Below are 25490 nucleotides of genomic sequence, written 5' to 3'. Positions count from 1 at the left end.
GTCTATTTGATCAGGGTCTCAAGCTTCGGATCGGCCTCGCCGTAGTCCGCCGCCTCAAGGGCTGCGGCCCATTCGTCAGGAAGGTCTTGCGTCGCATAGGCCTGGCGCGTGTCGCGCGCCTTCAGCCGCTCATATTCTTCGATATCGAGCAGCACCCGCGCGGGGCGGCGATGCTTGGTGATGAGCACCGGCTCCTTGCCGGATTGCTCAATATAGAGCCCCGCCCGCGTCTGGAATTCCGTCGCACTGACTTCTCGCACGAATTCCTCCTGGGGGCGGCTGAGATGTCCCGATATTAGCTATTTTGCTGATAATGGCAAATCTTGACTGAGCAGCGCGGTCTAGCTTCGCCGTTTTGATATGTTGGTAGGCAAGAGGGCGGCGGCGCACTCGCCTGCAAACGCCTTGAAACCCGGTGGCAGTCCCTAGGGGAGTCGAACCCCTCTTTTCAGGTTGAAAACCTGACGTCCTAACCGATAGACGAAGGGACCGCGGCCGGGGCGGCGCATTTGCCCCGGTTCGGCCCCCTCTGCAAGCAAAAAATCAGGCGGCCTGCGCCTTCGCCGGGATGACGGCGTCCAGGGCCGGAAACAGGTCGGCGATCAGGTCCTCGACATGCTCCAGCCCGACCGACAGCCGCACCAGGCCGTCGCTTATGCCGGCGGTGGCGCGCTGTTCGGGCGTCATGGCGGCGTGGGTCATGGTGGCGGGGTGGGCGATCAGGCTTTCGACCCCGCCGAGGGATTCCGCCAGGGTGAAGATCTCCAGCGCCTCGACCAGGTCGCGCACGGCCTCGGTCCCGCCTTCCAGCTCGAAGCTGAGCATGGCGCCCGGTCCGGCCTGTTGTGCGGCGACCAGGGCGTGGTTGGGGTGGGACGCCAGGCCGGGATAGTGGACGACCTTGACCGCCGGGTGGGCGGCCAGCCGTTCGGCGATCTTGCCCGCCGTGGCCTGCTGCCGCTCGATCCGGGCGAACAGGGTCCGCACCCCGCGCAGGGTCAGATAGGCGTCGAAGGGCGAGCCGGTCACGCCGGTGCAGTTGGCCCACCAGGCCAGGGTCTGATGATCCTCGGCGTCGGCCGAGATCACGGCGCCGCCGACCACGTCGGAATGGCCGTTGATGAACTTGGTCGTCGAGTGAACGACGAAGTCGGCGCCCAGCTTGATCGGGTTCTGCAGCGCCGGCGACAGGAAGGTGTTGTCGCACACCACCTTGGCCCCGGCCGCATGGGCGCGGGCGCAGATCTCGGCCACGTCCACCAGCCGCAGCAGGGGGTTGGACGGGGTCTCGACCAGGACCAGTTTGGGCTTCAGCGCCAGGGCGGCCTCGAAGGCGACGGGATCGCCCTGATCGACCAGCAGCAGGTCGAAATGGCCCTTCCTGGCGCGGGCGTTCAGCAGGCGGCAGGTGCCGCCGTAACAGTCGTGCGGCGCGATCAGCAGGTCGCCCGGCTCCAGCAGGGCCAGGGGCAGATCGACCGCCGCCATGCCGGTGGCGGTGATGACGCAACCGGCGCCGCTTTCCAGCTCGGCCAGGGTCTCGGCCAGGACGTCGCGGGTCGGATTGCCCGAGCGGCTGTAGTCGTATTTCCGCTTCTGCTCGAAACCGGCGAAGGAATAGTTGGACGACAGATAGAGCGGCGGCATGACCGCGCCGTGGGCCGTGTCCGTATCCACGCCCGTGCGGGCGGCGATGGTGTGCGGGTCGGCAGGGCGGCGGGCGGTCATGCTTTGATGTCCTTGAAAGCGGCGCGGAGGATGTCGCCGACGAAGGCGTCCTCCTTCAGAAAGGCGTCGTGGCCATACAGGGAGGGCGCCTCGACGAAGCGCCACAGGGTCGGCAACCGCGCGGCCAGTTCGCGGATGTCGTCGATCGGCACCAGCCGGTCGGAGGTGAAGCCGATCAGGGTGACGGGGGTGGAGATGGCTTCCGGCGTCACGCTGTGGCGGTCCAGGGAATCGGACATCGACAGCCAGCGGGCCGGGGTGGTGTGGGTGCGGTAGGCCTGGCCCCGCGCCGTCAGATAGTCGCAGACGGGATAGGCGCCGCCGACGGCGTCTGGGGCGGTGGTCTCGAACCGGTCGTTGAACTCTTCCGCCGTGCGATAGGTGGTCATAGCCAGTTCGCGGGCCAGGGCCACGCCCTCTTCCGGCCGGCCGGCGGCGACGGCGAACTGAAGGATGCGGCGCTGGATGCCGCGCCAGGCGGTGGCCTGCGGATGGGCGCGGTGGGCGGCCGAGACCACGATCAGTTGCTCGGCCCAGTCGGGATACAGTTCGGCGAAGGCCAGGCCGACCATGCCGCCGTAGGAACAGCCGACGAAGGCGGCGACCCGCTCGACCTTCAGGTGGTTCAGCACCAGGGCCAGCAGGCGGGCCTGGTCGTGGGTGGTGATGGTGACGGGGGTGTCGGAGAACTCGGCGCCGGGCGCGAAATCGACGGCCAGCACCTGGAGGCGGGACAGGTCGATGGGGCCGCGCACCGACACGGCGCCCGACCACCAGCCCAGGCCGTTGGTCTCGGTGCGGTGCACGAAACGGCCGGCCGAGATGCCGCCGGCGACGACGACGACGGGGGCGCCGGCGCGGCCGTGGATGCGGCCCACGATATTGGGCTGGCTCAGTTTTTCGCCCGAGGCCAGGCGGAAGTCGGCGGGAATGGAGACGATGACGTCGCGGGCGCCGCCGCGTTCACGAACGGGCGCAGCCGAGGGCGCGGGCCGACAGGCGGGCTCTTCAAGCAGGGATGTTTCAGCCAGGGTCATCAATCGTCTTCCGCATCGGTCTCGCCTCAGCAAGGCTCGATGCGGTGACAGATCGTGGAGCGTCGACTCGACCGATGCTCCACTCATCTCTCGCGACCCCGAAGGACCCCGCAGGAGTTGGCACCGTTTCGGGTGGTGAAACCCGATGGTTGCCCCGGCGTCAAAGGGCCTAATCCCTCAGCCGGTCTTGATGAGTGACTTTACGTTGATGAAACCCATGGCGCCGGTCAAGCGAAAAATTCGACCCTGGCCGCGACGACCGTTGCGGATACCGGGCTTGAATCGGACCAAAAACCGTCTGTCGTGAAAAAATCATCCAATGCGACTTGACAGTGTGGGGGCGCTCCGACCACCCTAGGCGCAGATTTCAACCGGACCCGCCCTGTGCAACAGTGCTTCCTCATCGCCGAACTTTCGACCGTCGCCGGCCTCGCCGCGACGGGCTTCGGCATGATTACCACCGGCGGAACCACCACCATCACCATGCCCTCACGGGCGGGACGAGTTTAGCGCGCCGAACCCCGGCAACCGCAGAACCCGAACCCCGCCCGGTCCGCCTGGCGGGGTTTTTCTATTCACCCCACCCCTTCCGAACATTCCCGAGAAACCCCAATGTCCGCCTCCCTCGCCGTCGTAGAGAAATCCGAGAACCCCGATCCCAGCAGTCGGCCCGCCGCAGCCGCCGCCGAAGTGGTGGTGCTGAAGTTCGGGTCGTCGATCCTGCGCAGCCCGGCGGAGGCGCCGCTGGTGGCCTCGGCCGTCTATGGCCATGTGCGGGCGGGGCGGAAGGTGGTGGCGGTGGTCTCGGCCTTCGGCGGGGCGACGGACCAGATGCTGGGCGAGGCGCGAGCGCTGGGCCTGGCCCATTCCAACGACCTGCTGCCCGGCTATGTGGCCCTGGGGGAGGAGAAGTCGGCGGCCCTGGTGGCCATCGCCTGCGACCGGATCGGCCTGGACGCCTGCGCCCTGTCAGTGCGGGAACTGGGCATCGTCGCCGAGGGCGAGCCGGAGCATTCGCGCCCCTGCGGCCTGCGGCCCGACCATCTGAAACAGGCGCTGGACCGGCACGAGGTGGTGGTGGTGCCCGGCTTCGGCGCCGTGCGGCCGGACGGGCGGATCGCCCTGCTTGGGCGGGGCGGGTCGGACCTGACGGCGGTCTTCCTCGCGGCCGAACTGGGCCTGAAGAAGGTGCGTCTGGTGAAGGATGTCGACGGCCTTTACGACCATGATCCGAACGACCGGACGGCCCCGGCCCTGCGCTATCGCCGGGCGTCCTGGGACGTGGCGCGCAAGCTGGGCGGCGCCCTGGTTCAGCACGACGCCATCGACCTGGGCGAGAGCCGGGGCGTGGAGATCGAGGTCGCGGCTCTGGATCGGGCCGACGGCACGGTCATCGGCAAGAAGTCGGCCCCGCCCGGACCGGCCCCGGCCCTGCCGCCGCTGAAGGTGGCGGTCGCCGGCTGCGGCGTGGTGGGCGGCGGGGTCCTGGCCCGGCTGCTCAGCGACCCACGCTATGACGTGGTCGGGGTGCTGGTGCGCGATCCGAAGAAGGTCCGCGACGTCGCCTGTCCCCAGTCCCTGTTCACCGCCGATCCGGCCGTCCTCTGGACCAAGAAGCCCGACATCGTGCTGGAGGCCCTGTCGGAAGGCGAGGCAGGCCATGCGGTCATCCGCGCCGCGCTGGAGGCCGGTTGCGACGTTGCCAGCGCCAACAAACAGGCGGTCAGCCGCGATCCCGGCGGCCTGCAGGACCTGGCCAAGGCCCATGGCCGGCGGATCTTCTGGTCGGCCTCGGTCGGGGGCGGCGCGCCGATGATCGAGACGGTGCGGGCGGCCCGCGCGGCCGGCGAGGTGGTCGGGTTCGAGGCGGTGCTGAACGGCACGGTCAACTTCATGCTGGAGCGGTTGGGCGACGGCGCGGCCTTCGCCGAGGCCCTGGCCGACGCCCGGGCGGCGGGCTTCGCCGAGGAGGATCCGTCGGCGGACCTGGAGGGTCTGGACGCCGCCGCCAAGGTGCGGCTGCTGTGCCACGAGGCCTTCGGCCGTTCGCCCGAGGGCGAGGTGCCGCGCGACCATCTGTCCGAGGCTACATCGGCCGACGGCGGGGTGCGCCAGATCGGCGCCGCCCATCTGAAGGACGGGGTCATCGCGCCGTCGGTCAGGCTGACGGGCGAACACGGCGACCCGCTGTTCTCCAGCCTGCGCGGCGAGGGCAATGCGCTGAAGGTTTACGGCGCCGACGGTCGGGTGTGGCGTTGCCGGGGCCGGGGCGCCGGCCGCTGGTCCACGACCGAGAGCATCATGGCCGATCTGGCCGAGATCGTGCGCGCCCGCCGCGCCGACGCGGGCCTGAACTAGGCCATGGCCGTCTTCACCCCCGTTTCGCTGGACGAGGCCCGGCGGTTCCTGGCCGGCTACGACCTGGGCGAGGTGGTCGAACTGACCGCCATCGCCGAGGGGGTGGAGAACACCAATTACCGGCTGGAGACCCGGCAGGGGGCAGCCCGCCGGCGGTTCGTCCTGACCCTGTTCGAGGCGCGGACGGACGAGGCGTCGCTGCCGTTTTGCCTTGGGCTGACGGCCCATCTGGCGGGGCGGGGCTTTCCTTGTCCGACCCCGATCGAGGACCGGTCGGGCGGCTGGCTGGGGCGGCTGAACGGCCGGGCGGCGGCGGTGATAGAATGGAAGACCGGCGCCTGGCTGCTCCACCCGTCGGAAGCCGATCAGGCGGCGGCGGGGGCGGTGCTGGCGCGGCTGCACCAGACGGCGGCCGGGTTCGCCGGGCGGCGGGAGAACCCGGTTGGTCCGGCCATGTGGCGACGGCTGGCGGACCGGTGCGCGGCGGGGGCCTCGGGCGAGGACCGGGCGCTGCTGGACCAGGTCGAGGCGGCGCTGGCGCGGCTGGATGATCCGTTTACGGATGATCTGCCCGTCGGGCCGATCCATGCCGACTATTTCCCCGACAACATCCTGTTCGAAGAGGGGGCGGTGTCGGCGGTGATCGACTTCTATTTCGGCTGCACCGGCCCCCTGGTTTACGACCTGGCCATCGCCCTGTCGGCCTGGGGCTTCGACGCTGAGGGCCGACCGATGCCCGACGCCCTGGCCGCCTTCCAGCGCGGCTATGAGGCGGTGCGGCCGCTGAGCGAGGCCGAGCGCGCGGCCCTGCCGCGACTGGGCGAGGCGGCGGCCCTGAGGTTCACCGTCACCCGCCTGCACGATCGCATCTTCCACGACCCCTCCAAACTGGTCACGCCCAAGGACCCGGCGGTCTTCCTGCGTCGCATGGACCACTGGCGGGCGCTGGAGACGGCCTGATTAGACTCAAAAAATGGAGTCTATTTTCGTCCAGTGTTTCGCGCGGCGGTGAAATTGCACCGGGCGGAAAAGACGGTGCAATGTGCAAAGTGCAGTTTCGCCGGGGCGGCTGGGGTTCAGTTCTCAAAGACCGTGCGAGGAGTATGGCACGGTTTTGAAGGGCGTTAGGTTGAAGCCTGTTTCAGGCGCCAGGGCGCTGAAAATGCGCACAGTGTGGTCGCGGAATTGGGATAGCTGACAGCTCCGGTCCTGCTCACGCTTCGACTTCAATCTGTCTCCTCCCCGCTTGTGGGGAGGGGCCCCGAGGGGGTGAAGGGGCTCTTTCCGCGCCACCGAATCCGAGTTCAGAACCCCTCCGTCACGGCGCCGACGAGGCTCGCGCCACCTCCCCACGAGGTCGGAAGGAGACCTTGGAAGAGGGTCACCCTTGTCCGGGATTGGGCAGGCAGGCGGGGTCGACAATGTCCTGGTCCTGGACGCGATAGCCGCCCAGATCGTCCCGGACGATCAACAGGGCTTTCTGAGTCCTGTAGCTCCCGCTATTCAGCGCCTGATCATAGAAGCAGGCAACGACGCCGTCGGGCGTGGATCGCAGTATTTTCAGGCCGAGCCGCCATCTGTTGCCCGTCCGCTGCAAGCTGGCGACATCGTCTTCCACCGTCAGATTCGAGAAGGACCAGTCGGCGGGACGTCGCAGGCCTTCCGCTCGGGATGGGCCCGTCGAGTTCCGGAAGGACGTCAGGTCGAGACCTTGAAGAATCTCAGCCGCAGAAGGCGCGGCCTGAACAGATATGAAGGCCGCTACGGCGGCGGGGAACAACATGGCCAAGGTTCCTGATCGCCGCGAACAGGCGGCTTTGCATGTTGTCCGATCTTCCGGATTTGACAAGTTCGATGAACTTTGGCGGCCCGGCCTCGCGTCGGGCCCCACCCGCTTCGCTGCGGGCGCAACCCCTCCCCTTGACGGGGAGAGGCGATCAACACGGGCCCGATCAGGTCCGGCAAATCGACACGCCGCCGTCCACCAGGGTCGCCGTTCCGGTCATGAAACTGGAGGCGTCGGAGGCGAGGAAGGCGGCCGCGCGAGCGATTTCTTCGGGTTGGGCGATCCGTTTGAGGGCGTAGAGCCCAGATATGAAGTCGAGGGCTGCGGGTGTGTCGGCAACGCTGCGGCCCATCGGGGTGTCTGCGCCGCCACAAACAAGGGCGTTGGCGCGGATCTTCTGCGCACCGAATTCGGTTGCGACGACCTGGGTCAGACCGATCAGTCCGGCCTTGGAGGCGGCATAGGCCGCCATGCCCGGAAATCCGACGGTGTGGCCGACGAAGGTCGAGGTGAAGATGATCGAACCGCCGCCGCGCGCCTGCATGGCGGGAATCTGATGCTTGGCGCACAGAAAGGCGCCGGTCAGGTTGACGTCGAGAGCGTCGCGCCAGCCGGAGACGGACAGGTCCGGCGTCGGCGCCATCTCGGAGAGGATCCCCGCGTTATTGAAGGCGATGTCCAGGCCGCCGAACCGGTTCTTTGCCGTCTGGACCATGGCGACGGCCGTCGCTTCGTCACGGACGTCGCCGACGACCGAGACCGCTTCGCCGCCTACGGCCTCGATCATCGTGACCAGGTCGGCGAGTTCGGCGTCACGACGGCCGGAGACCACGAGCTTGGCGCCGAGCGCGGCGAACAGTCGGGCGGCGGCGTGACCTATGCCCGAACTGGCGCCCGTCACGACGGCGACTTTGTCTTTGAGCTGATACATGGAGAATTCTCTTTGCAAATGAAGGCTGCCCCCCGCAGTCGTCGGGTCAGCTGGATTTTGCCCCGAGCGCCTGGCGAAGGCTGGCGGGAACCGGCTGTCGGATCGAAAAGCCGAACAGCCGCGCCTGCGCCGCCTTGTCGCTGGAACGGAAGCGGGTTCCGGGATTTTCTTGGTTACGCGGCCATGAGGGTCGCGCTCCCCGAGGACGAGATTTCAATATGACCGACGAACGGATCGAGGGCACCGCGTATGAGGCGACCGGTAAGACTAAAAAGGGTTTCGGCAAGCTGGTCGGCGACCAGAAGCTGCAGGTCGAGGGGGCGTTCGAGGACGCCAAGGGCCGGTCGCTGGACACCTTCGGCAAGGCGATGGACGCGGTGGATCGGCTGGTCGAGAAGACCCCGGTCGATTATCGCGACAAGGCGCGGGCCGTGGCCGGCGAAGCGCGCAAGCGGCCGCTGGTGACGACCCTGTCGGTGGCGGGCGTCGGCCTGATGCTGCTCGGGATGCTGACGCGGCGGCGGTAGGTAATAAAACGCTCTCCCTCCCCCCTGCGGGGGAGGGGGGCGAAGCGACGCGGAGCCGGGTGGGGCGGGCAAGGCAAGGGCCCACAGATATCTGTTAGATTGGGGCGGTGCGTTGTCGCCCTGCCGCCCCCACCCCGTCGCTGCGCGACGCCCCTCCCCCGCGGGGGAGGGAGATTTATGGGTCAGCGCGCGCGGACCGCGGCCAGGGCCGCGTCCATCGTGCCGTCGATGATCGTCATCCGTTCGGCCTGGTCGCCCAGGGCGGCGATGACGGGCGCGGGTTCGGGTTCGAAGCCGAGGACGGCGGAGACGAAGGCGCCGAACTTGGACGGGTGGGCGGTGGACAGGGCGACGACCGGGCCGGTCGAGCGATCGACGCGGCGGGCGGCGGCCAGCGCAACAGCCGTATGCGGGCAGACGACGCGGCCCCAGGTCTCATAGGCGTGAGCGATCTCGGCGCGGGTTTCCATCTCATCGACCGAGACGGCCGAGACGGCGGCGCGCAGGGCGGCCAGCAGGTCGGGATCGAAGGCGACGGCGCCGTCGCGGGCGAAGGTTTCGAACACCACGCGGGTGCGGTCGCCGTCGCGGCCGGTGGCCTCATAGACCAGGCGTTCGAAGTTTGACGGGGCCTGGACGTCCATGGAGACGCTGCCGCTTTCGACCGCCGGACGGCGTGAGTAAATGCCGTCATTGATGGCGCGGGCCAGGGCGTCGTTCTGGTTCACCGCGGCGACGAAGCCGTTGCACGGCAGACCCATTTTCGTGGCGGCGATGCCGGCGAAGGCGTCGCCGAAATTGCCGGTGGGGACGACGAAGGTGGCCGGGCCGCCCAGCTGGGCCGTGGCCGAGACATAATAGGGGATCTGGCCGGCCAGCCGGGCCCAGTTGATCGAATTGACCGAGGACAGACGGCCGCGTTCGCGCAGGGACTCCTCGGCCAGCAGGCCCTTCACCAGGCGCTGGCAGTCGTCGAAGTCGCCACGCACGGCCAGGTTCAGCACATTGTCGGCCTGAACCGTCGTCATCTGCTTGCGCTGCACCGGCGAGACGCGATCCAGCGGATGGAGCACGACCAGATCGACCGACTGGGCGCCGGCGAAGGCGCGGACGGCGGCGGCGCCGGTGTCGCCCGAGGTGGCGGTGAGGATGGTCAGACGCTCGCCCGAGGCGGCCAGGGCCTCGTCCGTCAGGGCGGCGACCAGCTGCATCGCCAGGTCCTTGAAGGCGGCGGTGGGGCCGTGGAACAGTTCCAGCACGAACAGGCCGGGCTCCAGCTCGACCAGGGGGGTGACGGCCGGGTGGGCGAAGCCGGCGGCCAGGCGGTCCAGGGCGCGGTCGAGCGCGCCGGCGGGCAGGGCGTCGCCGATGAAGGGTGCGACGGCGGCCAGGGCGATGGACTTGTAGTCGGCGGTCGCATCCCAGGCCGAGGGTGACAACGTCGGCCAGGCGGCCGGCATATAGAGGCCCCCGTCGGGGGCGATGCCGCGCAGCAGGGCGTCGGCGAAGTCGGTCTCGGGGGCCTGACCGCGGGTGGAGACGTAACGGGCGCTGGAGGTGCTCATGGTGGTGTGGTCGTACCCAGCCAGGGCGGCGTCGTCACCCGGTTTCTGGTCGTTCGGGGGAGGAAATTGTCGGGTGGGCGGCGAAGATGCGCCCGTGCGACAAATTCATGCCGCCTGGGCGCTCGGGCGCGCCCCTGCGACCATCGTCCCCGCTGGCGCCTGAGCGCCGGACGGTCCATGTCTGGGGGATGAGACGACGCGATCTTCTGATCCGGCTGGGCCTGGTCGCCGGCGCCGTGGGCGGGGCCTGGTGGCTGCGCGACCATGTGCTGTGGAAGGCGCCGGGCGTCGGGTTTCCGGCGGACGGCGCGTCGGGCTGGCTGGATTACGCCGCACGCCGCGCCGTCACCCCGACGGTCGCCGTGACCGTCAACGGAACCCCGGCGCGGGCCCTGGTCGATTCCGGGGCTCAGTATTCGGTGATCGACCGGTCGCTGGTCCAGACCCTGGGGCTGACCGATGTCTTCAATATTCCGATGGTGGCCTACGGCGTCGGGGGCGAGCCGCAGATGGGACGGGGCGCGGCCCTGAACGTCGAGGTCGGGCGGCTGAGGCTGGACGGGTTGCGGGCGGCGATTCTGGAGCTGGGGCCGCTGGCGGGCGATCAGGGGCTGGGCGCGCCGCTGATCCTGGGGCAGGACGTGCTGCGCGAACTGGTGCTGGAGCTGGACACCGGGCGACGGCGGATGCGGTTCCTGAAGCACGAGGTCTGGACGCCGACCCCGGACATGGCCGCCGTCGCCGTGACCCGGGCGGGCAAGGCCTTGCAGGCGGGGATCACGGTCGAGGGGGCGACGGTGGAGGCGGTGATCGACACCGGCGCCTCGGCCGTTCTGGCCGTGACGCGCGAGACGGCCCAGGCGGCGGGCCTGCTGGACGGGCGTGAGCGGCGGCCGGGGCAGAGCCTGGTGCTGGGCGGGGTGGTGCGGGCCGAGGCGGTGACGGTCCGCACACTGACGTTCGCCGACGAGCTGTACCGCAATGCGGAGGTGGCCATCTATGACGACGTGCCCGTGCCGGGCTTTCCCAAGGCCCTGATCGGCATGGGGGCGTTCGAGGACCGGCGGCTGGCGCTGGACCTGGGCGGGGTGCGGCTGTTCATGTCACGGCCGATGGAGATTACGGTGGGGCGGTGAGCTGAACTTTCCCTCCCCCTGCGGGGGAGGGGCGTCGCGCCAGCGACGGGGTGGGGGCGGCAGGGCGCGGGCGCACCTGTTTTTGCAAGCTGTGATGCGTCGCCCGGCCCTTCCCACCCGGCTTCGGCTCCGCCTCCGCCCCCCTCCCCCGCAGGGGGAGGGAGAGGGAGAATGCGTCAGCCGTTGAGCATCTCGAACACGGCTTCGTAGCCGTTCGCCTCGGCGAAGCGCAGGGGCTTGACCCGCTCGACCAGGATTTCGCCGCGCGGGGTGTCTCCGCTTTCGATCAGGCCGATGACCTCGGCCGTATAGTCGGCCAGGGGCATGGAGGCGGGGTTTTCGGCATGGCCCGGCATCAGGTCGGTGGCGACGGCGGGCGGGGCCAGCTCCAGCACCTCGACGGCGGTGTCCCGCAGCTGATGACGCAGGGACTCGGTCCAGGAGTGGATGGCCGCCTTTGTGGCGTTGTAGGTCGGGGTCGCCGCCAGGGGGATGAAGGCCAGGCCGGAGGTGACGGTCATGATCGTCGCGGCGGGCTGGGCCTGGAGGTGGGACAGCAGGGCGGCGGTCAGGCGGATCGGGCCCAGCAGATTGGTGGCGAGGGTCGCCTCGACCGTGGCGAAGTCGAAGGGGCGGGCCTTCAGGTCCTCGACCTTCATGATCCCGGCGTTCAGGATGACCGCGTTCAGGGTCGGGTGATCCCTGACCACCTGTTCGCCGAAGGCGGCGACGGCGGCGGGGTCGGCGACGTCCAGGGTCGCCCAGGCCATGCCGGGGTTGGCGGCGGCGACGTCCTTCAGCACGTCTTCGCGACGGCCGGTGATGATGATCTGATTGCCGCGGGCGTGCAGGGCCTCGGCCAGGGCGCGGCCGATGCCGGCGCCGCCGCCGGTGATCAGGATGGTGTTTCCGCGGATATTCATGGGGCTCTCCTCAGGGGTGCGTCAGTGCGGAAACTCAGTTATGACGCTCACTCTCCACTGGAAAGTAGGCACCGGAAACCGCCATACTTACCGCGAAGGAAGAAATGGACATGACGGCTGTTCCGCCCGCAAGAATTTCACACCCCGAGACCGGCGAGGTCGCCGATCCGCGCGTCGAGGCCCTGGTCAACGAGGCGATCGGCCGGGTCGCCGACAAGTGGACCATGCTGATCCTGGAGGTCCTGGCCGAACACGGCGAGACCCGGTTCACGCGCGTGGGCGAGCTGGTCGGCGGCATCAGCCAGAAGATGCTGACCCAGACCCTGCGTCAGATGGAGCGCGACGGCCTGGTGGTGCGCACGGTCCATCCGGTGATCCCGCCCAAGGTCGAATACCGGCTGACCGACCTGGGCTTCACCCTGGCCGAGGCGTTTTGCGGGGTGTGGACGTGGGCGGAGAAGAATATCGACCGGATCGAGACGGCGCGGGCGGCGTTCGACGCGCGAAAGGGGTAGGGGCCGATGCAGAGCGGGCGACGCAAGGTCCGAGAGGGAGCTGTCCACCCCCACCCGCTCAAAGCTCTGAACTTGACGCTCTCATGATCTTTTCGAACTGAAAAGCATCCCCGTCTCCGGGAAGATCGTCTTGCGCCTCAGGATTGTTAGGGTCGGAGTGATATTTGTTGAAGAACTCGATGATCCTGAAGCCGCACTTGTTGACGTAGAAGTGGATGTTTCGCTTCTCGAAATACGGCGTGTGCGTCTGCCAGGCGATCGTCTCGGGAAAACGGTCCTCGATGGCGCGCCAGGCCTTGAGGCCGAGCCCCCGACCCTCCTCGCCGACCTTCAGAAAAAAGAGGTCGAGAGAGTTGCGGTGGGTCACGGGGTCGATTGTGACGACGGCGCCGCCGACCTTCCGGCCATCGCACAATATGCGCAGCGCCACCGCGCCAGGGGATTCGACGGCGCCGTCCAACACCTCGTCCGAGGGTATCGGCCCGTCTGGAAGATCGCCGAACTCATCGACGACCGCCACTGCGAACGCGTCCTGCAGCTCTTTCTTGAAGATCGCGAACTCGGCGGGATCGGCTTCGGCGAGGGTGATCGTTTCGCTGGTCATTCGGAGGCCTTACACCGCAATCGCATGCAAATTGAGTCTGCCAAGGGGTCGGTTTATGAAACAGGCGCCCGCCATAGAACCAGACCCTCGCGACCGCTGAGGAGAAAGCGGCCGGGTGATTTCGCGCCTTACCCCTGCACCTTCTCGGTGATGAAATGCCGGCCCTGTCTGTCTTCGATCTCGACCACCCAGAGGTCGGGGTCGTAGCCGCGCTGGCGGGCGATATAGGCGTCCAGTTCGGCTTCGCTGTCGCTGGTCACCGGCTGGATCCACAGGGGTTCACCGTCGTTTCCGAAGGCCTCGGTGTAGAGTTTGGCGGTGCGGGTCGCGGTGTCGTAGGCCTTGACGATGACCGAGCCGGCGCGGTCGTCGCCCTTCCTGACCACGGTGGCGTAGGCGCCCTCGAGCTCGGCGCGGCGGATCAGGGCGCTGACCCACAGGTCGCTGGATAGAAGCAATTCGCTAACCCTGTACGGAAACCAGACCCAAAGGCGGGACGTGCCAGGGTCAGGGGATGAGAATAGGCTCTTCCACCCGGCGAACCCAAGCCCTGATCGCCGCCGCCCTGATCGCCGCCCCGGTCGCGGCGGGTCCGGGCATGGCGGGCGCGGCGCCGGCGGATCGATACTATGAGCGCAGCTTCGTCCTGGCCGCCAACGCCCGCTGCGGCCTGTTCCAGCCCCAGCTGACCGCCGCCCTGACCGCCGCCGCCTGGCAGGCGCGGGGCGCGGCCCTGCGCGCAGGCGGCAATGACCGAGACCTGGCCGAGACGGCGGCGCGGGCGCGGGCGCGGGCGGCGGCGACCCGGTGCGACTCCCCCGATCTGAAGACGGTCAGCGGCCGGGTGCGCGACGCCTTCTCCGGCTGGTCGCGGATGGCGCGGATGAATTTTCCCGGCGAACGGGCGGGCTGGAGCGCTGATCGCGCCGCCTACGCCCGGCCCACCTGGCGGCTGATGCAGGCGACGCGGACCGGCGCCTCGCCGGTGCGGTTCGGCATGGTCGGCGGGATGGGCCGGCCGGATCAGCTGGCGGCCGTGGTGTCCTGGCAGGGCCGGTCACGGCCGACCGGGGTGCGGATCGTCATGCGCGACGCGACCGTGGCGCCGCGGCCCTGGCTGGCGCGCGAACTGCCGCCCCAGACCCAGCGCCGCGCCGTCTGGGCCTCGGGCGTCTCGGCGGCGGACGCCGGTCTGCTGGTCGAGGGGCGAGAGGCGGGCCAGATGTGGGTCTTCCCGACCTCGGAGGCCGATGCCCTGTCGGCCCTGGATCCGCGCGAGATCTTCACCGTCGAATTCCTGTTCCGCGACGGCAGCGTGGCCCGCTCGACCTTCGAGACCGGCGACTTCGCCGCCGGCCGCGCCTTCCTGTCGATGGGCCAGACCTAGGCGGTCAGGGCGCGACGAGGTCTTCGACCGGCGCCTCGCCCCGCGTCTCAACCGGTTCGATGGGGATGACCGGCAGACGCACCATCACGGCCGTGCCTTCGCCCAGGGTGCTGTCGATGCTCATCCGGCCGCCGTGCAGTTCGGTCAGGGACCGGACCAGCGACAGGCCCAGGCCGGTGCCCTGGGCCTTCTGGTCGGCGCCCCCGGCCTGTTCGAACGGACGGCCGACCCGTCGCAGATCCTCCGGCGCGATGCCGACGCCGGTGTCCGACACCACCAGCTCCAGATAGGGGCCGACCCCGTCCAGGGTCAGGGTGACGGACCCGCCGGTCGGGGTGAATTTGACCGCATTCGACAACAGGTTCAGCGCCATCTGCTTCAGGGCGCGGGCGTCCGCCTGGACCGTCAGGGGAATGGACGGCAGGACCGGGGCCAGATCGACCCCCTTGTCGTCGGCCTGGACGCGGACCAGAGCGACGGCGGCCGACACGGGGTCGCGCGCGTCCAGGGACTCCAGGGCCAGTTCGTAGCGTTCGGCCTCGATCTTCGACAGGTCCAGCACGTCGTTGATCAGGTCCAGCAGATGGCCGCCCGCCTGATGGATCGAGTCGGCGTAGCCGGCGTAGCGGTCGGGCAGGGGGCCGAACAGGCGCTGACGCATGATGTCGGCGAAGCCGATCACGGCGTTCAGCGGGGTGCGCAGCTCGTGGCTCATATTGGCCAGGAAGCGGGTCTTGCCGGCGCTCTGGGCCTCGGCCTCGGCGCGGGCGCTCTCCAGGCCCAGTTCACGGGCGAACTGGGCGGTGCCGTCGAAGGCCTGGGCGATCAGGCGCGGCGGGTCGCCTCCGGAATCGCCGCCGGAATCCTGGCCGTGGTCGAACCGCCGCAGGATCATGACGACGCGCCGGTCCAGGGCCTGGCGGGGGCTGAACAGGATCTCGGCCGTCTGGCCGGCGGCGGCCCGCTGAAGCGCGGCGGCGACGGCGGGGCGGTCGGGGGCGTGGACGGCGGCGATCAGGCCCTGGTTCACCAGGGCGTCGATGGAGACCGACGGCGGCGGCGCGCCCCAGGCGGCGACGGCGCGGCCGGCCGGATCGAGCAGCAGGGTCAGGCCGGGCTGGGCGTTCAGCACCGCCTCGACCCGGCGGCTGTTCGCCTCGGCGAGGGTCAGGCGTTTGCGGCGCTCGTTCCAGGTCAGGCCGATGGCCGAGGCGGTGGCCGCCACGGCCAGCAGGCCGGAGACGGCGGCCAGGACCGGCGGCTGGGCCTCGGCGCCGTTCAGCAGCGACGAAATCAGGCCCGAAACCAGCGGCAGGACCAGGGCGGCGATCCCCAGCCGGGTCAGACGGTCGTCGCCGATCCGCGGGTGGTCCAGCACGATGCCCGCGGCCAGGGGCATGACCAGCAGGCCGGGCACCGCCCCGGTCGCCCCGCCGGTCAGGCCGGCCGCCGCCACCGACGCCAGCAGCCAGCCTCCCATCAGGACGAATCTCAGGCCGATGGAATCGCGCACCATCAGCATCACCCCGCCGATGCCGGGCAGGGCCGTCAGCAGCAGGGCGGCCAGCACATTGTCCGGCAGTCCGCCGAGGCTCTGGGCCGCAAAGGCGGTCACGCTGGCCGCCACCGCCCAGCAGGCGTGCCACAGGGCCAACAGCGATGACGGGACCGCCGTCGCCGAACGCGCGGCGTTCGTCGTGGAGGGGGTCTGCCGTGACTGTGGCGGGTGGACGTACAAGCGTTCTGGCCGTTGTTGCTCGTCTGGAGCCTAAACCGGCCGCCGAGTCGGTGCGAGGCCGCTCCCGTTCCAGGCGATATCCGAACCCGCGTTCACCATGAATATCGGGGGACAAAACAGCCAGTTGTCGTTAACGGCCGCGCGGCCTATCTGGCGGCCATGACCCAGCGCACGCCCCCGACCGACAGTCTTGACCAGACCCTGGCCGAACTGGCCGAGGATTTCGACCTGCTGGGCGACTGGGAGCAGCGGATCGAATATGTGATCGAACTGGGCAAGGGCCTGGCCCCGCTGGACCCGGCCGACTGTATCGAGGCCAACCAGGTGCCCGGATGCGCCGCCCGGGTCTGGCTGGCGACCCAGGTCGAGGGCGACCGCCTGTGGTTCGCCGCCGACAGCGACAGCGCCCTGTCCAAGGGCAATATCGCTCTGCTGCTCAAACTCTATTCCGGCCGCACCCCGGCCGAGATCCTGGCCTTCGACGCCAAGGCCGCACTGGACCGTCTGGGCCTGCCCTCGGCCCTGACGCGCCAGCGCGCCAACGGCCTGAACAGCATGGTCGGCCGGATTCGAGAGGCGGCCCAGATCGCGAACGGGGCGGCGGGGTGAGGCCGCACGGATTTATTTCGCCCCACGCCTCGTTCTCGACGCCCTTCCTAAGGTAAAGCTTGATCGAGAGCGTCGAAGAACGTCGGGTCGGAACCAGGATGCGCGTGATTTCAGAACACTGCCGGTCGGTCGCCCCGCCGCCTCAGGCCGGCTGAGGACCGCGTCATGTTCGACCTGTGGCGTTCCGGTTTCATCCGACGTCCCCTGGCCGATGTCGTGGATCGCCCGCCCCGCCCGGACGAGATCGTCTGGCTGCCGGATGTCGGCCCCTACGCCTATCTGGCCGATCCGTTCGCGATCCAGCGGGACGGCGGGCTGACCGTCTTCGTCGAGGCGTTCGACTATCACCTCCGTCGCGGCCGGATCCGCTTCTATCGGTACGACGCCGATGACCGTCTGGTGGACCAGGGCCTGGCCCTGTCGGAGCCCTGGCACCTGTCCTATCCGACCCTGATCCAGGACGGAGACGCCCTCTATATGCTGCCTGAGGGCTACAAGAGCGGCGGCCTGATCCTGTATCGCTGCGTCCGGTTTCCCGATCAGTGGCAGGCCGTCGCGCGCCTGGGTGAGGCGGCGGCCATCGACCCGACCGTGGTCCGCCACGACGGCCGGTGGTGGCTGTTCTACGCCCTGGCCGGGCCGGACGACCGGGCGATGCGTGAACTCCATGCGGCCTGGGCCGAGACCCTGACCGGTCCCTGGACGCCCCATCCCGGCAATCCGGTGATGCGCGGCCTGGACGTCTCGCGTCCGGGCGGCACGGCCTTCGTGCAGGACGGCGCCGTCCATCTGCCGGTTCAGGATTGCGCCGCCGCCTATGGCGTGGCGATCAATCTGCTGCGGATCGACGCCCTGTCGCCCCGGACGTTCGCGGCCTCGACGGTGCGGCGGTTCGAGCCGGGCGATCTGTCGCCGGGCTTTTCCGACGGGCTGCACACCCTGTCCGGCCTGGGCGGCGTCACCTGTATCGACGTCAAGGCCGAGCGCCGGTCCGCCGTCGAGCCCTGGCTGAAGGCCAGTTTCAAGCTGCGGCGTCTGTTGGGCGTGAACGGCCCGCGCGGGCGGCGCGCCACGGGGGCCGTCGCCTACCCCGAGATGTTCACGGCGTCCCCTGGTCGGAAGGAAGATTGAGGCCATGCGTATCGCCGTCATCCTGCCGCGAGGCTGCGACTTCTGCCCTGAGAAGGGCAATTCGATGGAAACCGTGGTCCGCACCCTGTCGGGCTACAGCCGGCTTCAGGCGGCCGTGACCCTGATCTGCGACGCGGGCGGCCCGACGCCGGCCGGTACGCACACCCTGACCGTTCCGGCGGGCCTGGGGCGCAAGGCGCGCAATGCCGCGGTGGGGCGGATTCTGACGACCCTGAACCCGGCCGTCGTCGAATACCACCAGCAGCTCAAGGCGGCGTCCGAAATGACCCGCAGCCTGCCCCAGGCGACCCATGTCCTGTACCGCCACACGCGGATCCGACCCGCGCACAATCCGATAGACGCCTGGCGCTACGGCCGTCGGCTGGCCCGTTTCGACCGTCTGGTCTTCGTCAGCGAGGCCGCGGGTCAGGAGTTCGCGGCCGACTATCCGCGCCTGGCGGACCGGGTGGCGGTCGTGTCCAATCCCATCGACGTCGAGGCCTGGCGGGCTGATCCAGAGACGCGCGAGAAACTGATCCTGTTCTGCGGCCGCGCCCTGCCGGAAAAGGGGCTGGACCTGTTCTGCCAGGCTCTGGCCGAGACGCTGGACCGTCATCCCGACTGGCGCGGCGCCCTGGTGCTGGGCGAATGGGACCGGAACAGCGACTGGGCCGAGCCCCATGTGCGGCTGCTGGACCGGTTCGGCGATCGGGTCGAGATCCACAAGTCGGCGTCGCTGGTCCAGGTGCAGGCCGTGACGCGCCGCGCCGCCATCGCCGCCACGCCGTCGCGCGTCCGCGAGGCCATGGGGCTGACCGCGCTCGAGGCGCACGCGGCCGGGGCGGCCCTGATTTCGTCGGGACGCGGCGGCCTGCGTGAGGCCAGCGGCGACCACGCGGTCTATGTCGGGGTTGAGGACGCCCGGTCCCTGGCCGACGCCATGAACCGGCTGATCGAGGACCCGCAGGCGCGTCTGGCCCTGGCGCGCGGCGGCCAAGCCTTCGTCGAACAGGTCCATTCTCCGGCCGCCCGTGCGGCGGAACTGGACGCGCTGCGCGAAACCCTGGCGGACCGGTCCGGCGCCGGCCAGCCCCGGAGGCGGCGGTTCTGGCCGTCGGCGCTGCCCGGGTTGGGCGTGTCGCGCAGGGGCCGTTCCTTCCCCTGACGCCGGATCAGGCGCGGCGGATCAGACTGTCGTAGACGTGGGTCACGGCGTCGAACCCCACCCGCGTCGGCCGATCGCCCAGGGGGGCGGGGGCGAAGGCGGGGGCGGTCAGGCCCGCCGCCACCGGGTCGTCGATCTTGTCGGTGTTCCAGCCCAGCAACAGCCGCCCGCCGGGACGCAAGACCGCCGCCAGGGCCGCCAGGGCCCGCCGCTGCTGCTCGGGGCTGTCCACCCCATAGCCCAGCACCCCGTTGCAGACGACGGCGTCGAACGTCAGGTCGCCGAACAGAGCGTCGGCCTCGCAGACGTCGCCGGTGCGGTGGCGGCCCTTGCGGCCCCAGCGTTCTGCGGACGGGTCGATGTCGGTGGTCCAGACCTCGCCGCCGTTCGCCTCCAGCGCCGCATAGTCGTCCAGCGTATATTCGCGACACCCGACCCACAGGATGCGTCCGCCGTCGGCGGCCAGGGCGGGCACATAGCTTTCCGCCATCACACGCCGATCCGGCAGGCCGCGAATCCGCCGCGCCTTGGCGGAGCGCGCCCCATTGGGGGCGGCCCCGGGGGCCAGTCTGGACATCACGCCCTTGATGTAGCGTCCCAATCCCACGCGCGTCTCCCCTCGATCCAAGACCGCCGTGTTATCGGGACGGCGCGCGTCTGCCAATCGTTCCGACCCGCGCCCCCCGCCCGTCAGAGCGCGATCCGCAGCGAGGCGCGCAGGCTGCGGGGGGCGCCGGGGAAGATCCACAGGGCGCTGTAGGAACTGGCGGCGTAGCGTTCGTCGAACAGGTTGTCGATCTCGACCCGCGCCGTGACCTGGGGCGTCAGGCCATATTCGACCGCCGCCTTGGCCTTCCAGTAGGCGGGCAGCCGCACCCCGTCGGTGGTCAGGGTCGCGGCCCGGTCGCCGACATAGGCGGCGCCGGCCGTCATCGACCAGTCCGTGCCGTGGGTCGTGGCGAAACGACCGACCACGAACAGCGAGCCGGAGTGTTCCGGCACGTTCAGGACCTTGTCGGTGGCGAAGGCCTTGTCGTCGGCCTTGGCGTCGGTCCAGGCGTAGTTGGCGACCACCTGCCAGGCCTCGCCCACCCGCACCGACCCGTCCAGCTCGATCCCGCGCGAGGTCAGCTTGCCGACCGGCGCCAGATAGTTAGCGTCCACCGGGTCGCTGGTCAGGATGTTGGTCTTCTCGATGTCGAAGACGGTGGCGGCGAGGTCGATTCTCTCCCAGGCGCCGGACAGGCCGATCTCATAGCCCTTGCCTTCTTCGGGCGTGAAGCCGGCGCCGGTCCGGCCCGTGCCGGAGTTCAGCACGAAGGACTGGCCATAGCTGGCGTGGGCGGTCAGGGCGTCGGTCAGGCGATAGCGGGCGGCGAAGCGATAATCGACCGGGCTGTCCTTGTTCTCGCCCACGGCGCCGGTGCGGTTGTTGCGGATGGTCTGGCTGTAGTCGTCCCAGCGCAGGCCCGCGACCAGGCTGAGGCGGTCGTTCACCTCCCACAGGTCCTGGGCGTACAGGGTGACGACCTCGCGCGTTTCCAGATTGTCGGTGAAGGGCAGGGGCGTGGGGCTGGGGACCGCGCCATAGACGGGGTTGAACAGGTCGATCGGATAGGGGTTGGCCGCCGTCGGATTGATCCTCAGCCACTTCTCGCCATAGGTCAGCTGATAGGCCTTCACCCCGAAGCCCAGAGTGTGCACGCCCAGGCCGGTCGCCACCACGCCGTTCAGCTCCAGCCGGGCCGACAGGTCCTCGACGGTGAAGTCGCGACCCCGGCGCTGGCGCCACAGCGTCTCGCCGACCAGGCGCGAATGGTCGCTGGACAGGCCCTTCAGCGAGCCGCCCCGCCAGGCCACCCCGCCGTTCAGGCTCCAGTTGTCGCTGATCTGGTACTCGCCGGTGATCTGGTGCCGTTCGTTAGCGTCTCGCCGACCAGGCGCGAATGGTCGCTGGACAGGCCCTTCAGCGAGCCGCCCCGCCAGGCCACCCCGCCGTTCAGGCTCCAGTTGTCGCTGATCTGGTACTCGCCGGTGATCTGGTGCCGTTCGTTGCGGAACCGCGTCGGGCCGTCGCTGGGCTCGCCGTAGTAGTTCGACTCCGGCAGGGCCAGGGCGTCGCCGTTCACGGCGGGCATGCCGCGGTCGAACAGGGTCGAGAAGACCGTGAACTCGCCCACATAGGTCAGGCGGAGGGCGTCGTTGGGCCGCCAGGTCAGGGACGGGGCGACCGAGGTGCGATCCATCCCGACATGGTCGCGCCAGCCGCTGCTGGTCTCGCCCGCCAGCACCAGCCGCCCGGCCAGGCTGTCCGACAGGGGGCCGGTCACGTCCAGTTCGCCTCGCCGCACGCCGAAGGAGCCGACCGTGCCGGTGAAGACGGCGTCGGGGGTGAAACGCGGGGTCTTTGAGACGATATTGATCCGGCCCGCCGGGTCGATGTCGCCGAACAGGGCGCCGGCCGGCCCCTTCAGCACCTCGATCCGCTCGGCCGTGGCCGGGTCGCGCGGCGGGGCCATGCCCCGGTTGGCCAGGAAGCCGTCGACATAATATTCGGCCCCGCCGTCGGGCGTGCCCAGGAAGCCGCGGATAGCGAAATTGTCCATCACCCCGCCGCGGTTGTTCTGCTGGCTGACGCCGCTGACCAGCTCCAGGGCGTCGGACAGGCGTGTGGCGCCGACGGCGTGCAGCAGGTCGCTTTCGATCGACCGGCTGGACGGCGACATCCGCTCGGTCACTGCGCCGACGCCCAGGGTACGGTCATGCGGCGACGCCCGACGGCCCAGAACCACGATCTCGCCCACCGTTGTGGCTTCTGCGGGTTCCGGCGCCGCTTCCAGAACAGGGGCGGCTTCGGCGTTGGCGGCGGCCAGAAGGCACAGGCTGGCGCAGCTCGAAAGCAGGGACACGTGATACTCCGTTGAAACGTTATAAAGTATCGGCTATCCGCTTCCGCCTGATGATGTCAACCGCCGCAACGCTTGCGCCCGCTTCCGTCGCCCCGCCCGAACAGGTCCGTTCGGGCGGCCGTATCCGTTCCATCGACGCCCTGCGCGGCCTGGTCATCCTGCTGATGCTGGTGGACCACGCGCGGGAGTTCTTCTTCATCCACGCCCAGGTCTCGGACCCGATGAACCTGGAGACGACGTCTCCGGCCCTGTTCTTCACCCGGCTGTCGGCCCATCTGTGCGCACCGGTGTTCATCGCCCTGACGGGACTGGGCGCCTGGCTTTACGGCAACGGCCGAGGGGGAGGGGCGGTCGGCGCACGGGCGGCGTCCGACTTCCTGCTGAAACGCGGCCTGTTTCTGGTGGTGCTGGAACTGACGCTGGTCGGCTTCGGCTGGAGCTTCTCCTTCACGCCCCAGATCATCTATCTCCAGGTCATCTGGGCCATCGGCCTGTCGATGATCGCCCTGGCCGCCCTGGTGCATCTGCCGCGTCCGGTCCTGATCGCCGTGGGGCTGGTCATCGTCCTGGGCCACAATCTGCTGGATCCCATCACGATCGCGGCGGGCCAGCCGGGTCATGTCCTGTGGGCGGTGCTGCACGACCGCACCCTGATCGACCTGCCCTGGGGCGGTCAGGTGCGGACCTCCTATCCCCTGCTGCCCTGGATCGGGGTGGCGGCCCTGGGGTACGGGATCGGACCGTGGTTCGTCGGGGATGCGTCGCTGCGTTTGCGGCGACTGGTCCTGACCGGCTTGACCGCCCTGACGCTGCTGATCGTGCTCCGGGGCCTCAATGTCTACGGCGACCCGACGCCCTGGGCCGTCCAGGCCACGCCGCTGCACACCGTCATGAGCGTGCTGAACCTGACCAAATATCCGCCGTCGGCCGATTTCATCCTGTTGACGCTGGGCCTCGGCGCCCTGTTTCTCGCAGGCCTGGAACAGGCGCCGTCCCGATTGACGGGCGTTCTGGCCGTGTTCGGCGGGGCGCCGCTGTTCTTCTATCTGATCCACATCTACGGGCTGCACCTGGTCTATCTGTCGGCCCTGGCCCTGTTCGGCGCCAATCAGGGCGACGGCTTCGGCGTGCCGAACGTCGCCTGGCTGTGGCTGTTGGCCGCCGGGGTCGCCGTGCCCTGCTGGTACGCCTGCCGCTGGTTTGCCGGCGTCAAACGGCGCAGCCCGCACGCCTGGATGAAATACCTGTGACCTCAACCGATCCCATAGTGGTCCGCCAGGGCCTGTAGCGCCTGTTTCAGCAGGGTCTTGCCCTGGCGGCGGCGCAGGCCCAGGCCGGTTTCGGCCAGTTTCAGACTGTCGCCGTGAACGCAGATCCGCGTCAGCATGGGGCGCAGGCGCGGACCGACGGCGGTCAGGGCCTCTTCGACGCGACGGCCGGCCGACAGGGCGCGGTCGCCGGGCTCGATCCGCGCCGCAGAACCGGCCCCGGCGCGGGGCAGGGCGTCCCAGCGCATGGTCAGGGACGGGCAGGCGCGGGCCTGTTCCACCTCGGTGCGCAGGCGTTCGCCGGCGGCGGCCTCGGCCGGGGTCAGCCAGGGTCGGCCGGCGGCGTCCCGGCGGCGCGCCAGCCAGGCGATGGGGCTTTCGCCCAGGTTGGCGGCGTGACGGATCATGCGGCCCTCTGCGTCGATCAGGGTGCGCTGGCCGTCGATGACGCCGGGGCGGCCCGGCGGGGCGGAGGGGCCTTCGCAGCCGGACGGGCGCGCGACCCAGCCGCCCTGGGGGCGACGGCGCAGGCCGGGCCGGTCGATCAGGGCGCGGAACTCGGGCTCGGCCAGGGTCAGGCTGACGCGGCCGCGCCGGTCGGCGCCCAGCCGCAGCGCATAGACCCCGTGTTCGGCCGACAGCCAGGCGCCGGACCGGACCAGCAGGTCGCGGGCGCGTTCGACGGCGCGGCTCATTGCGGCATCTCCCAGCGCGGCGCGTCGTACAGGCCCGCGATACAGGCCTCCAGCTGTTCCAGCAGGTCGTCGATGGCGCGGCTGTCGCGTTCGTCCTCCACCCAGCGGCAGGCCGCACTGACCGTCGTGCGGTTCATGCCGAACACATGGCCGACCCGTTCCAGCGTCCAGCCGAAAGCGATATGGGACAGATACATGGCCAGCCAGCGCGCGCGTGAACTGAGCGGGTCGAGCCGTCCGCGCGCCGTCATCCGGTCGGGCAGGGCGCCGGTGCGCGCCGCCACCAGATGCACCGCCAGCCCGGCCTTGGTCCGGTCCTCCTCGCCGACCGGCGCCCTGTAATCCTCCAGCATCACTCTCTCCCATCACAAACCTGATGCGCCATCCTAGATCGACGCGGCGCCTGTGATAGGAATATGATCCTATTCAACGTCAGAAGCGGACGTGAAGCCAGAACCGCCTTGGGGTTGTGATCGGCCCGGTCGGCGACCTAGGCCTCGGAGCCGCGAATGCGAACCCGGGGCCGGCGCGGGGGGCGGGAGGGAAACATGGTTAATTAATTTCGAATCGTTGACTCCAGACTCTCGACGGCGATTCGCAAATCAGCTTAGGAACGACTCAATGGCTCGGCGTTAACCCTTCTTAAGGTTTTCGGGTCTTAACCTGCGAACAAGGTTACCCAACCGTGTGGCTGGGTGGTTACCGCAAAGCTTTTGCCTGGAGGGGCACGAATGCGCGTCCTGTTGATTGAAGACGATCACGCAACTGCCCAAAGCATCGAATTGATGCTCAAGTCGGAAGGCTTCAATGTCTATACGACCGATCTGGGTGAAGAAGGCATCGATCTGGGTAAGATCTATGACTACGACCTCATTCTGCTTGACCTGAACTTGCCCGACATGAGCGGTCTGGAGGTCCTGCGCCAGCTTCGCGTCGGCAAGATCAATACGCCGGTCATGATCCTGTCGGGCAGCCATGAGATCGAGACCAAGGTCAAGACCTTCGGCGGCGGCGCCGACGACTATCTGACCAAGCCCTTCCACAAGGACGAGCTGATCGCGCGCACCCACGCCGTGGTCCGTCGCTCCAAGGGTCACGCCCAGGCGATCATCCACACCGGCGAGATCGCCGTGAACCTGGACGCCAAGACGGTCGAGGTGAACGGTCACCGCGTCCACCTGACGGGCAAGGAATACCAGATGCTGGAGCTGCTCTCGCTCCGCAAGGGCACCACCCTGACCAAGGAAATGTTCCTGAACCACCTGTACGGCGGCATGGACGAGCCCGAGCTGAAGATCATCGACGTCTTCATCTGCAAGCTGCGCAAGAAGCTGGCCACCGCCGCCGACGGCAAACACTATATCGAGACCGTCTGGGGCCGCGGCTATGTGCTGCGCGACCCGGCCGAAGGCGCCAACAGCGTCGCCGCCTGAAAAGCCGCCGACACCTGATCCTGAAACGCCCGCCGGAAACGGCGG

At 69.2% G+C, this 25490-nt stretch carries 26 protein-coding genes, 1 tRNA gene and 1 riboswitch; of the genes, 11 read left to right on the top strand and 16 right to left on the bottom strand.

All coding sequences use genetic code 11. From position 1 onward, the window contains the following. Window positions 1–2 precede the first annotated feature (2 nt). The 4 genes from GYM46_RS04370 to metX all read right to left on the bottom strand — a co-directional run bounded on the left by GYM46_RS04370 (window position 3) and on the right by metX (window position 2765). A complete protein-coding gene (locus GYM46_RS04370; RefSeq protein WP_008262511.1) occupies window positions 3–260 on the bottom strand; it encodes a type II toxin-antitoxin system Phd/YefM family antitoxin in 258 nt (85 codons plus the stop codon). A gap of 156 nt (window positions 261–416) precedes the next feature. After that, window positions 417–491: transfer RNA gene (locus GYM46_RS04365), tRNA-Glu, on the bottom strand. A 52-nt stretch (window positions 492–543) separates the two neighbouring features. Further along, the gene (gene metB / locus GYM46_RS04360) at window positions 544–1728 is read right to left on the bottom strand and encodes a cystathionine gamma-synthase (protein WP_008259221.1); all 1185 of its coding nucleotides are present in this window, start codon (window positions 1726–1728) and stop codon (window positions 544–546) included. Beyond that, entirely contained in the window at window positions 1725–2765 is a 1041-nt protein-coding gene (gene metX, locus GYM46_RS04355) for a homoserine O-succinyltransferase MetX (protein WP_008262267.1), read from the bottom strand. The genes metB and metX overlap by 4 nt, the downstream gene beginning before the upstream one ends. Window positions 2766–2845: 80 nt before the next feature. Continuing rightward, window positions 2846–2962, bottom strand: a riboswitch (SAM riboswitch). 415 nt (window positions 2963–3377) lie between these two features. On the opposite strand from metX, the gene GYM46_RS04350 reads away from it, so the two are divergent. Together GYM46_RS04350 and thrB are read left to right on the top strand one after the other, a co-directional pair. After that, the gene (locus GYM46_RS04350) at window positions 3378–5123 is read left to right on the top strand and encodes a homoserine dehydrogenase (RefSeq protein ID WP_008261657.1); all 1746 of its coding nucleotides are present in this window, start codon (window positions 3378–3380) and stop codon (window positions 5121–5123) included. 3 nt (window positions 5124–5126) lie between these two features. Next, on the top strand, window positions 5127–6083 hold the full coding sequence (gene thrB, locus GYM46_RS04345) for a homoserine kinase (protein ID WP_008263476.1): 957 nt from the start codon (window positions 5127–5129) through the stop codon (window positions 6081–6083). A gap of 421 nt (window positions 6084–6504) precedes the next feature. Here thrB and GYM46_RS04340 read toward each other — a convergent pair whose 3' ends face one another. Both GYM46_RS04340 and GYM46_RS04335 read right to left on the bottom strand, forming a co-directional pair. After that, window positions 6505–6906 (bottom strand): hypothetical protein, encoded by a 402-nt coding sequence (locus GYM46_RS04340; protein WP_008264108.1) that lies wholly within the window; start codon window positions 6904–6906, stop codon window positions 6505–6507. A 169-nt stretch (window positions 6907–7075) separates the two neighbouring features. Next, window positions 7076–7840, bottom strand: coding sequence for an SDR family oxidoreductase (locus tag GYM46_RS04335; protein WP_008263626.1), 765 nt, complete (start codon window positions 7838–7840; stop codon window positions 7076–7078). 218 nt (window positions 7841–8058) lie between these two features. Here GYM46_RS04335 and GYM46_RS04330 point away from each other — a divergent pair, with 218 nt between their 5' ends. After that, on the top strand, window positions 8059–8367 hold the full coding sequence (locus tag GYM46_RS04330) for a CsbD family protein (RefSeq protein ID WP_008259780.1): 309 nt from the start codon (window positions 8059–8061) through the stop codon (window positions 8365–8367). A 182-nt stretch (window positions 8368–8549) separates the two neighbouring features. On the opposite strand, the gene thrC is transcribed toward GYM46_RS04330, so the two are convergent. Continuing rightward, the gene (gene thrC, locus GYM46_RS04325; protein ID WP_008261805.1) at window positions 8550–9932 is read right to left on the bottom strand and encodes a threonine synthase; all 1383 of its coding nucleotides are present in this window, start codon (window positions 9930–9932) and stop codon (window positions 8550–8552) included. 188 nt (window positions 9933–10120) lie between these two features. Here thrC and GYM46_RS04320 point away from each other — a divergent pair, with 188 nt between their 5' ends. After that, window positions 10121–11068, top strand: coding sequence for an aspartyl protease family protein (locus GYM46_RS04320; protein WP_008260791.1), 948 nt, complete (start codon window positions 10121–10123; stop codon window positions 11066–11068). Between the two features lie 176 nt (window positions 11069–11244). On the opposite strand, the gene GYM46_RS04315 is transcribed toward GYM46_RS04320, so the two are convergent. Beyond that, a complete protein-coding gene (locus GYM46_RS04315; RefSeq protein ID WP_008261197.1) occupies window positions 11245–11991 on the bottom strand; it encodes an SDR family oxidoreductase in 747 nt (248 codons plus the stop codon). Between the two features lie 110 nt (window positions 11992–12101). Here GYM46_RS04315 and GYM46_RS04310 point away from each other — a divergent pair, with 110 nt between their 5' ends. Beyond that, complete coding sequence (locus GYM46_RS04310; RefSeq protein WP_156796398.1) at window positions 12102–12506, top strand: winged helix-turn-helix transcriptional regulator; 405 nt, start codon at window positions 12102–12104, stop codon at window positions 12504–12506. 58 nt (window positions 12507–12564) lie between these two features. Here the strand turns inward: GYM46_RS04310 and GYM46_RS04305 are convergent, their stop codons facing one another. Further along, complete coding sequence (locus GYM46_RS04305; protein WP_008261100.1) at window positions 12565–13110, bottom strand: GNAT family N-acetyltransferase; 546 nt, start codon at window positions 13108–13110, stop codon at window positions 12565–12567. Window positions 13111–13238: 128 nt separating this feature from the next. Then, complete coding sequence (locus GYM46_RS04300) at window positions 13239–13568, bottom strand: DUF1491 family protein (RefSeq protein ID WP_008264050.1); 330 nt, start codon at window positions 13566–13568, stop codon at window positions 13239–13241. A gap of 56 nt (window positions 13569–13624) precedes the next feature. Between GYM46_RS04300 and GYM46_RS04295 the strand changes: the two genes are divergently transcribed. After that, complete coding sequence (locus GYM46_RS04295) at window positions 13625–14497, top strand: hypothetical protein (protein WP_008262221.1); 873 nt, start codon at window positions 13625–13627, stop codon at window positions 14495–14497. A gap of 4 nt (window positions 14498–14501) precedes the next feature. On the opposite strand, the gene GYM46_RS04290 is transcribed toward GYM46_RS04295, so the two are convergent. Continuing rightward, entirely contained in the window at window positions 14502–16151 is a 1650-nt protein-coding gene (locus tag GYM46_RS04290; protein ID WP_008262990.1) for a sensor histidine kinase, read from the bottom strand. Window positions 16152–16394: 243 nt separating this feature from the next. On the opposite strand from GYM46_RS04290, the gene GYM46_RS04285 reads away from it, so the two are divergent. The 3 genes from GYM46_RS04285 (at window position 16395) to GYM46_RS04275 (ending at window position 19140) form a co-directional block, all read left to right on the top strand. After that, window positions 16395–16844, top strand: coding sequence for a SufE family protein (locus GYM46_RS04285; RefSeq protein WP_008259705.1), 450 nt, complete (start codon window positions 16395–16397; stop codon window positions 16842–16844). A 165-nt stretch (window positions 16845–17009) separates the two neighbouring features. Then, a complete protein-coding gene (locus GYM46_RS04280) occupies window positions 17010–17975 on the top strand; it encodes a glucosamine inositolphosphorylceramide transferase family protein (protein ID WP_008261125.1) in 966 nt (321 codons plus the stop codon). 4 nt (window positions 17976–17979) lie between these two features. Then, complete coding sequence (locus GYM46_RS04275; RefSeq protein WP_008261799.1) at window positions 17980–19140, top strand: glycosyltransferase family 4 protein; 1161 nt, start codon at window positions 17980–17982, stop codon at window positions 19138–19140. A 7-nt stretch (window positions 19141–19147) separates the two neighbouring features. Here the strand turns inward: GYM46_RS04275 and GYM46_RS04270 are convergent, their stop codons facing one another. From GYM46_RS04270 to GYM46_RS04260, 3 genes are all read right to left on the bottom strand, one after another. Then, window positions 19148–19717, bottom strand: coding sequence for a class I SAM-dependent methyltransferase (locus GYM46_RS04270; RefSeq protein WP_050771690.1), 570 nt, complete (start codon window positions 19715–19717; stop codon window positions 19148–19150). Between the two features lie 113 nt (window positions 19718–19830). Further along, a complete protein-coding gene (locus tag GYM46_RS04265) occupies window positions 19831–21030 on the bottom strand; it encodes a TonB-dependent siderophore receptor (RefSeq protein ID WP_232216273.1) in 1200 nt (399 codons plus the stop codon). Next, window positions 21009–22049 carry a TonB-dependent siderophore receptor gene (locus tag GYM46_RS04260; RefSeq protein ID WP_008263850.1) on the bottom strand — a complete coding sequence of 347 codons (1041 nt, stop codon included), beginning with the start codon at window positions 22047–22049 and terminating at the stop codon, window positions 21009–21011. The genes GYM46_RS04265 and GYM46_RS04260 overlap by 22 nt, the downstream gene beginning before the upstream one ends. A gap of 50 nt (window positions 22050–22099) precedes the next feature. Between GYM46_RS04260 and GYM46_RS04255 the strand changes: the two genes are divergently transcribed. Further along, window positions 22100–23299 carry a DUF1624 domain-containing protein gene (locus GYM46_RS04255; RefSeq protein WP_008264380.1) on the top strand — a complete coding sequence of 400 codons (1200 nt, stop codon included), beginning with the start codon at window positions 22100–22102 and terminating at the stop codon, window positions 23297–23299. Between the two features lie 2 nt (window positions 23300–23301). Here the strand turns inward: GYM46_RS04255 and GYM46_RS04250 are convergent, their stop codons facing one another. Continuing rightward, window positions 23302–24012: a DUF6456 domain-containing protein gene (locus GYM46_RS04250; protein ID WP_008260995.1), complete on the bottom strand. Its 711-nt coding sequence runs from the start codon at window positions 24010–24012 to the stop codon at window positions 23302–23304. Next, window positions 24009–24365: a helix-turn-helix domain-containing protein gene (locus tag GYM46_RS04245; RefSeq protein ID WP_050771595.1), complete on the bottom strand. Its 357-nt coding sequence runs from the start codon at window positions 24363–24365 to the stop codon at window positions 24009–24011. Before GYM46_RS04245 ends, GYM46_RS04250 begins: the two co-directional genes overlap by 4 nt. A gap of 378 nt (window positions 24366–24743) precedes the next feature. On the opposite strand from GYM46_RS04245, the gene ctrA reads away from it, so the two are divergent. After that, window positions 24744–25445 carry a response regulator transcription factor CtrA gene (ctrA, locus tag GYM46_RS04240; RefSeq protein ID WP_008260932.1) on the top strand — a complete coding sequence of 234 codons (702 nt, stop codon included), beginning with the start codon at window positions 24744–24746 and terminating at the stop codon, window positions 25443–25445. Window positions 25446–25490: the final 45 nt, after the last annotated feature.

This window comes from Brevundimonas mediterranea (assembly GCF_011064825.1).
GTDB classification, from domain to species: domain Bacteria; phylum Pseudomonadota; class Alphaproteobacteria; order Caulobacterales; family Caulobacteraceae; genus Brevundimonas; species Brevundimonas mediterranea_A.
The sequence above is the reverse complement of the archived record's forward strand: the minus strand, read 5'-3'. Positions and strand labels throughout refer to the sequence as shown.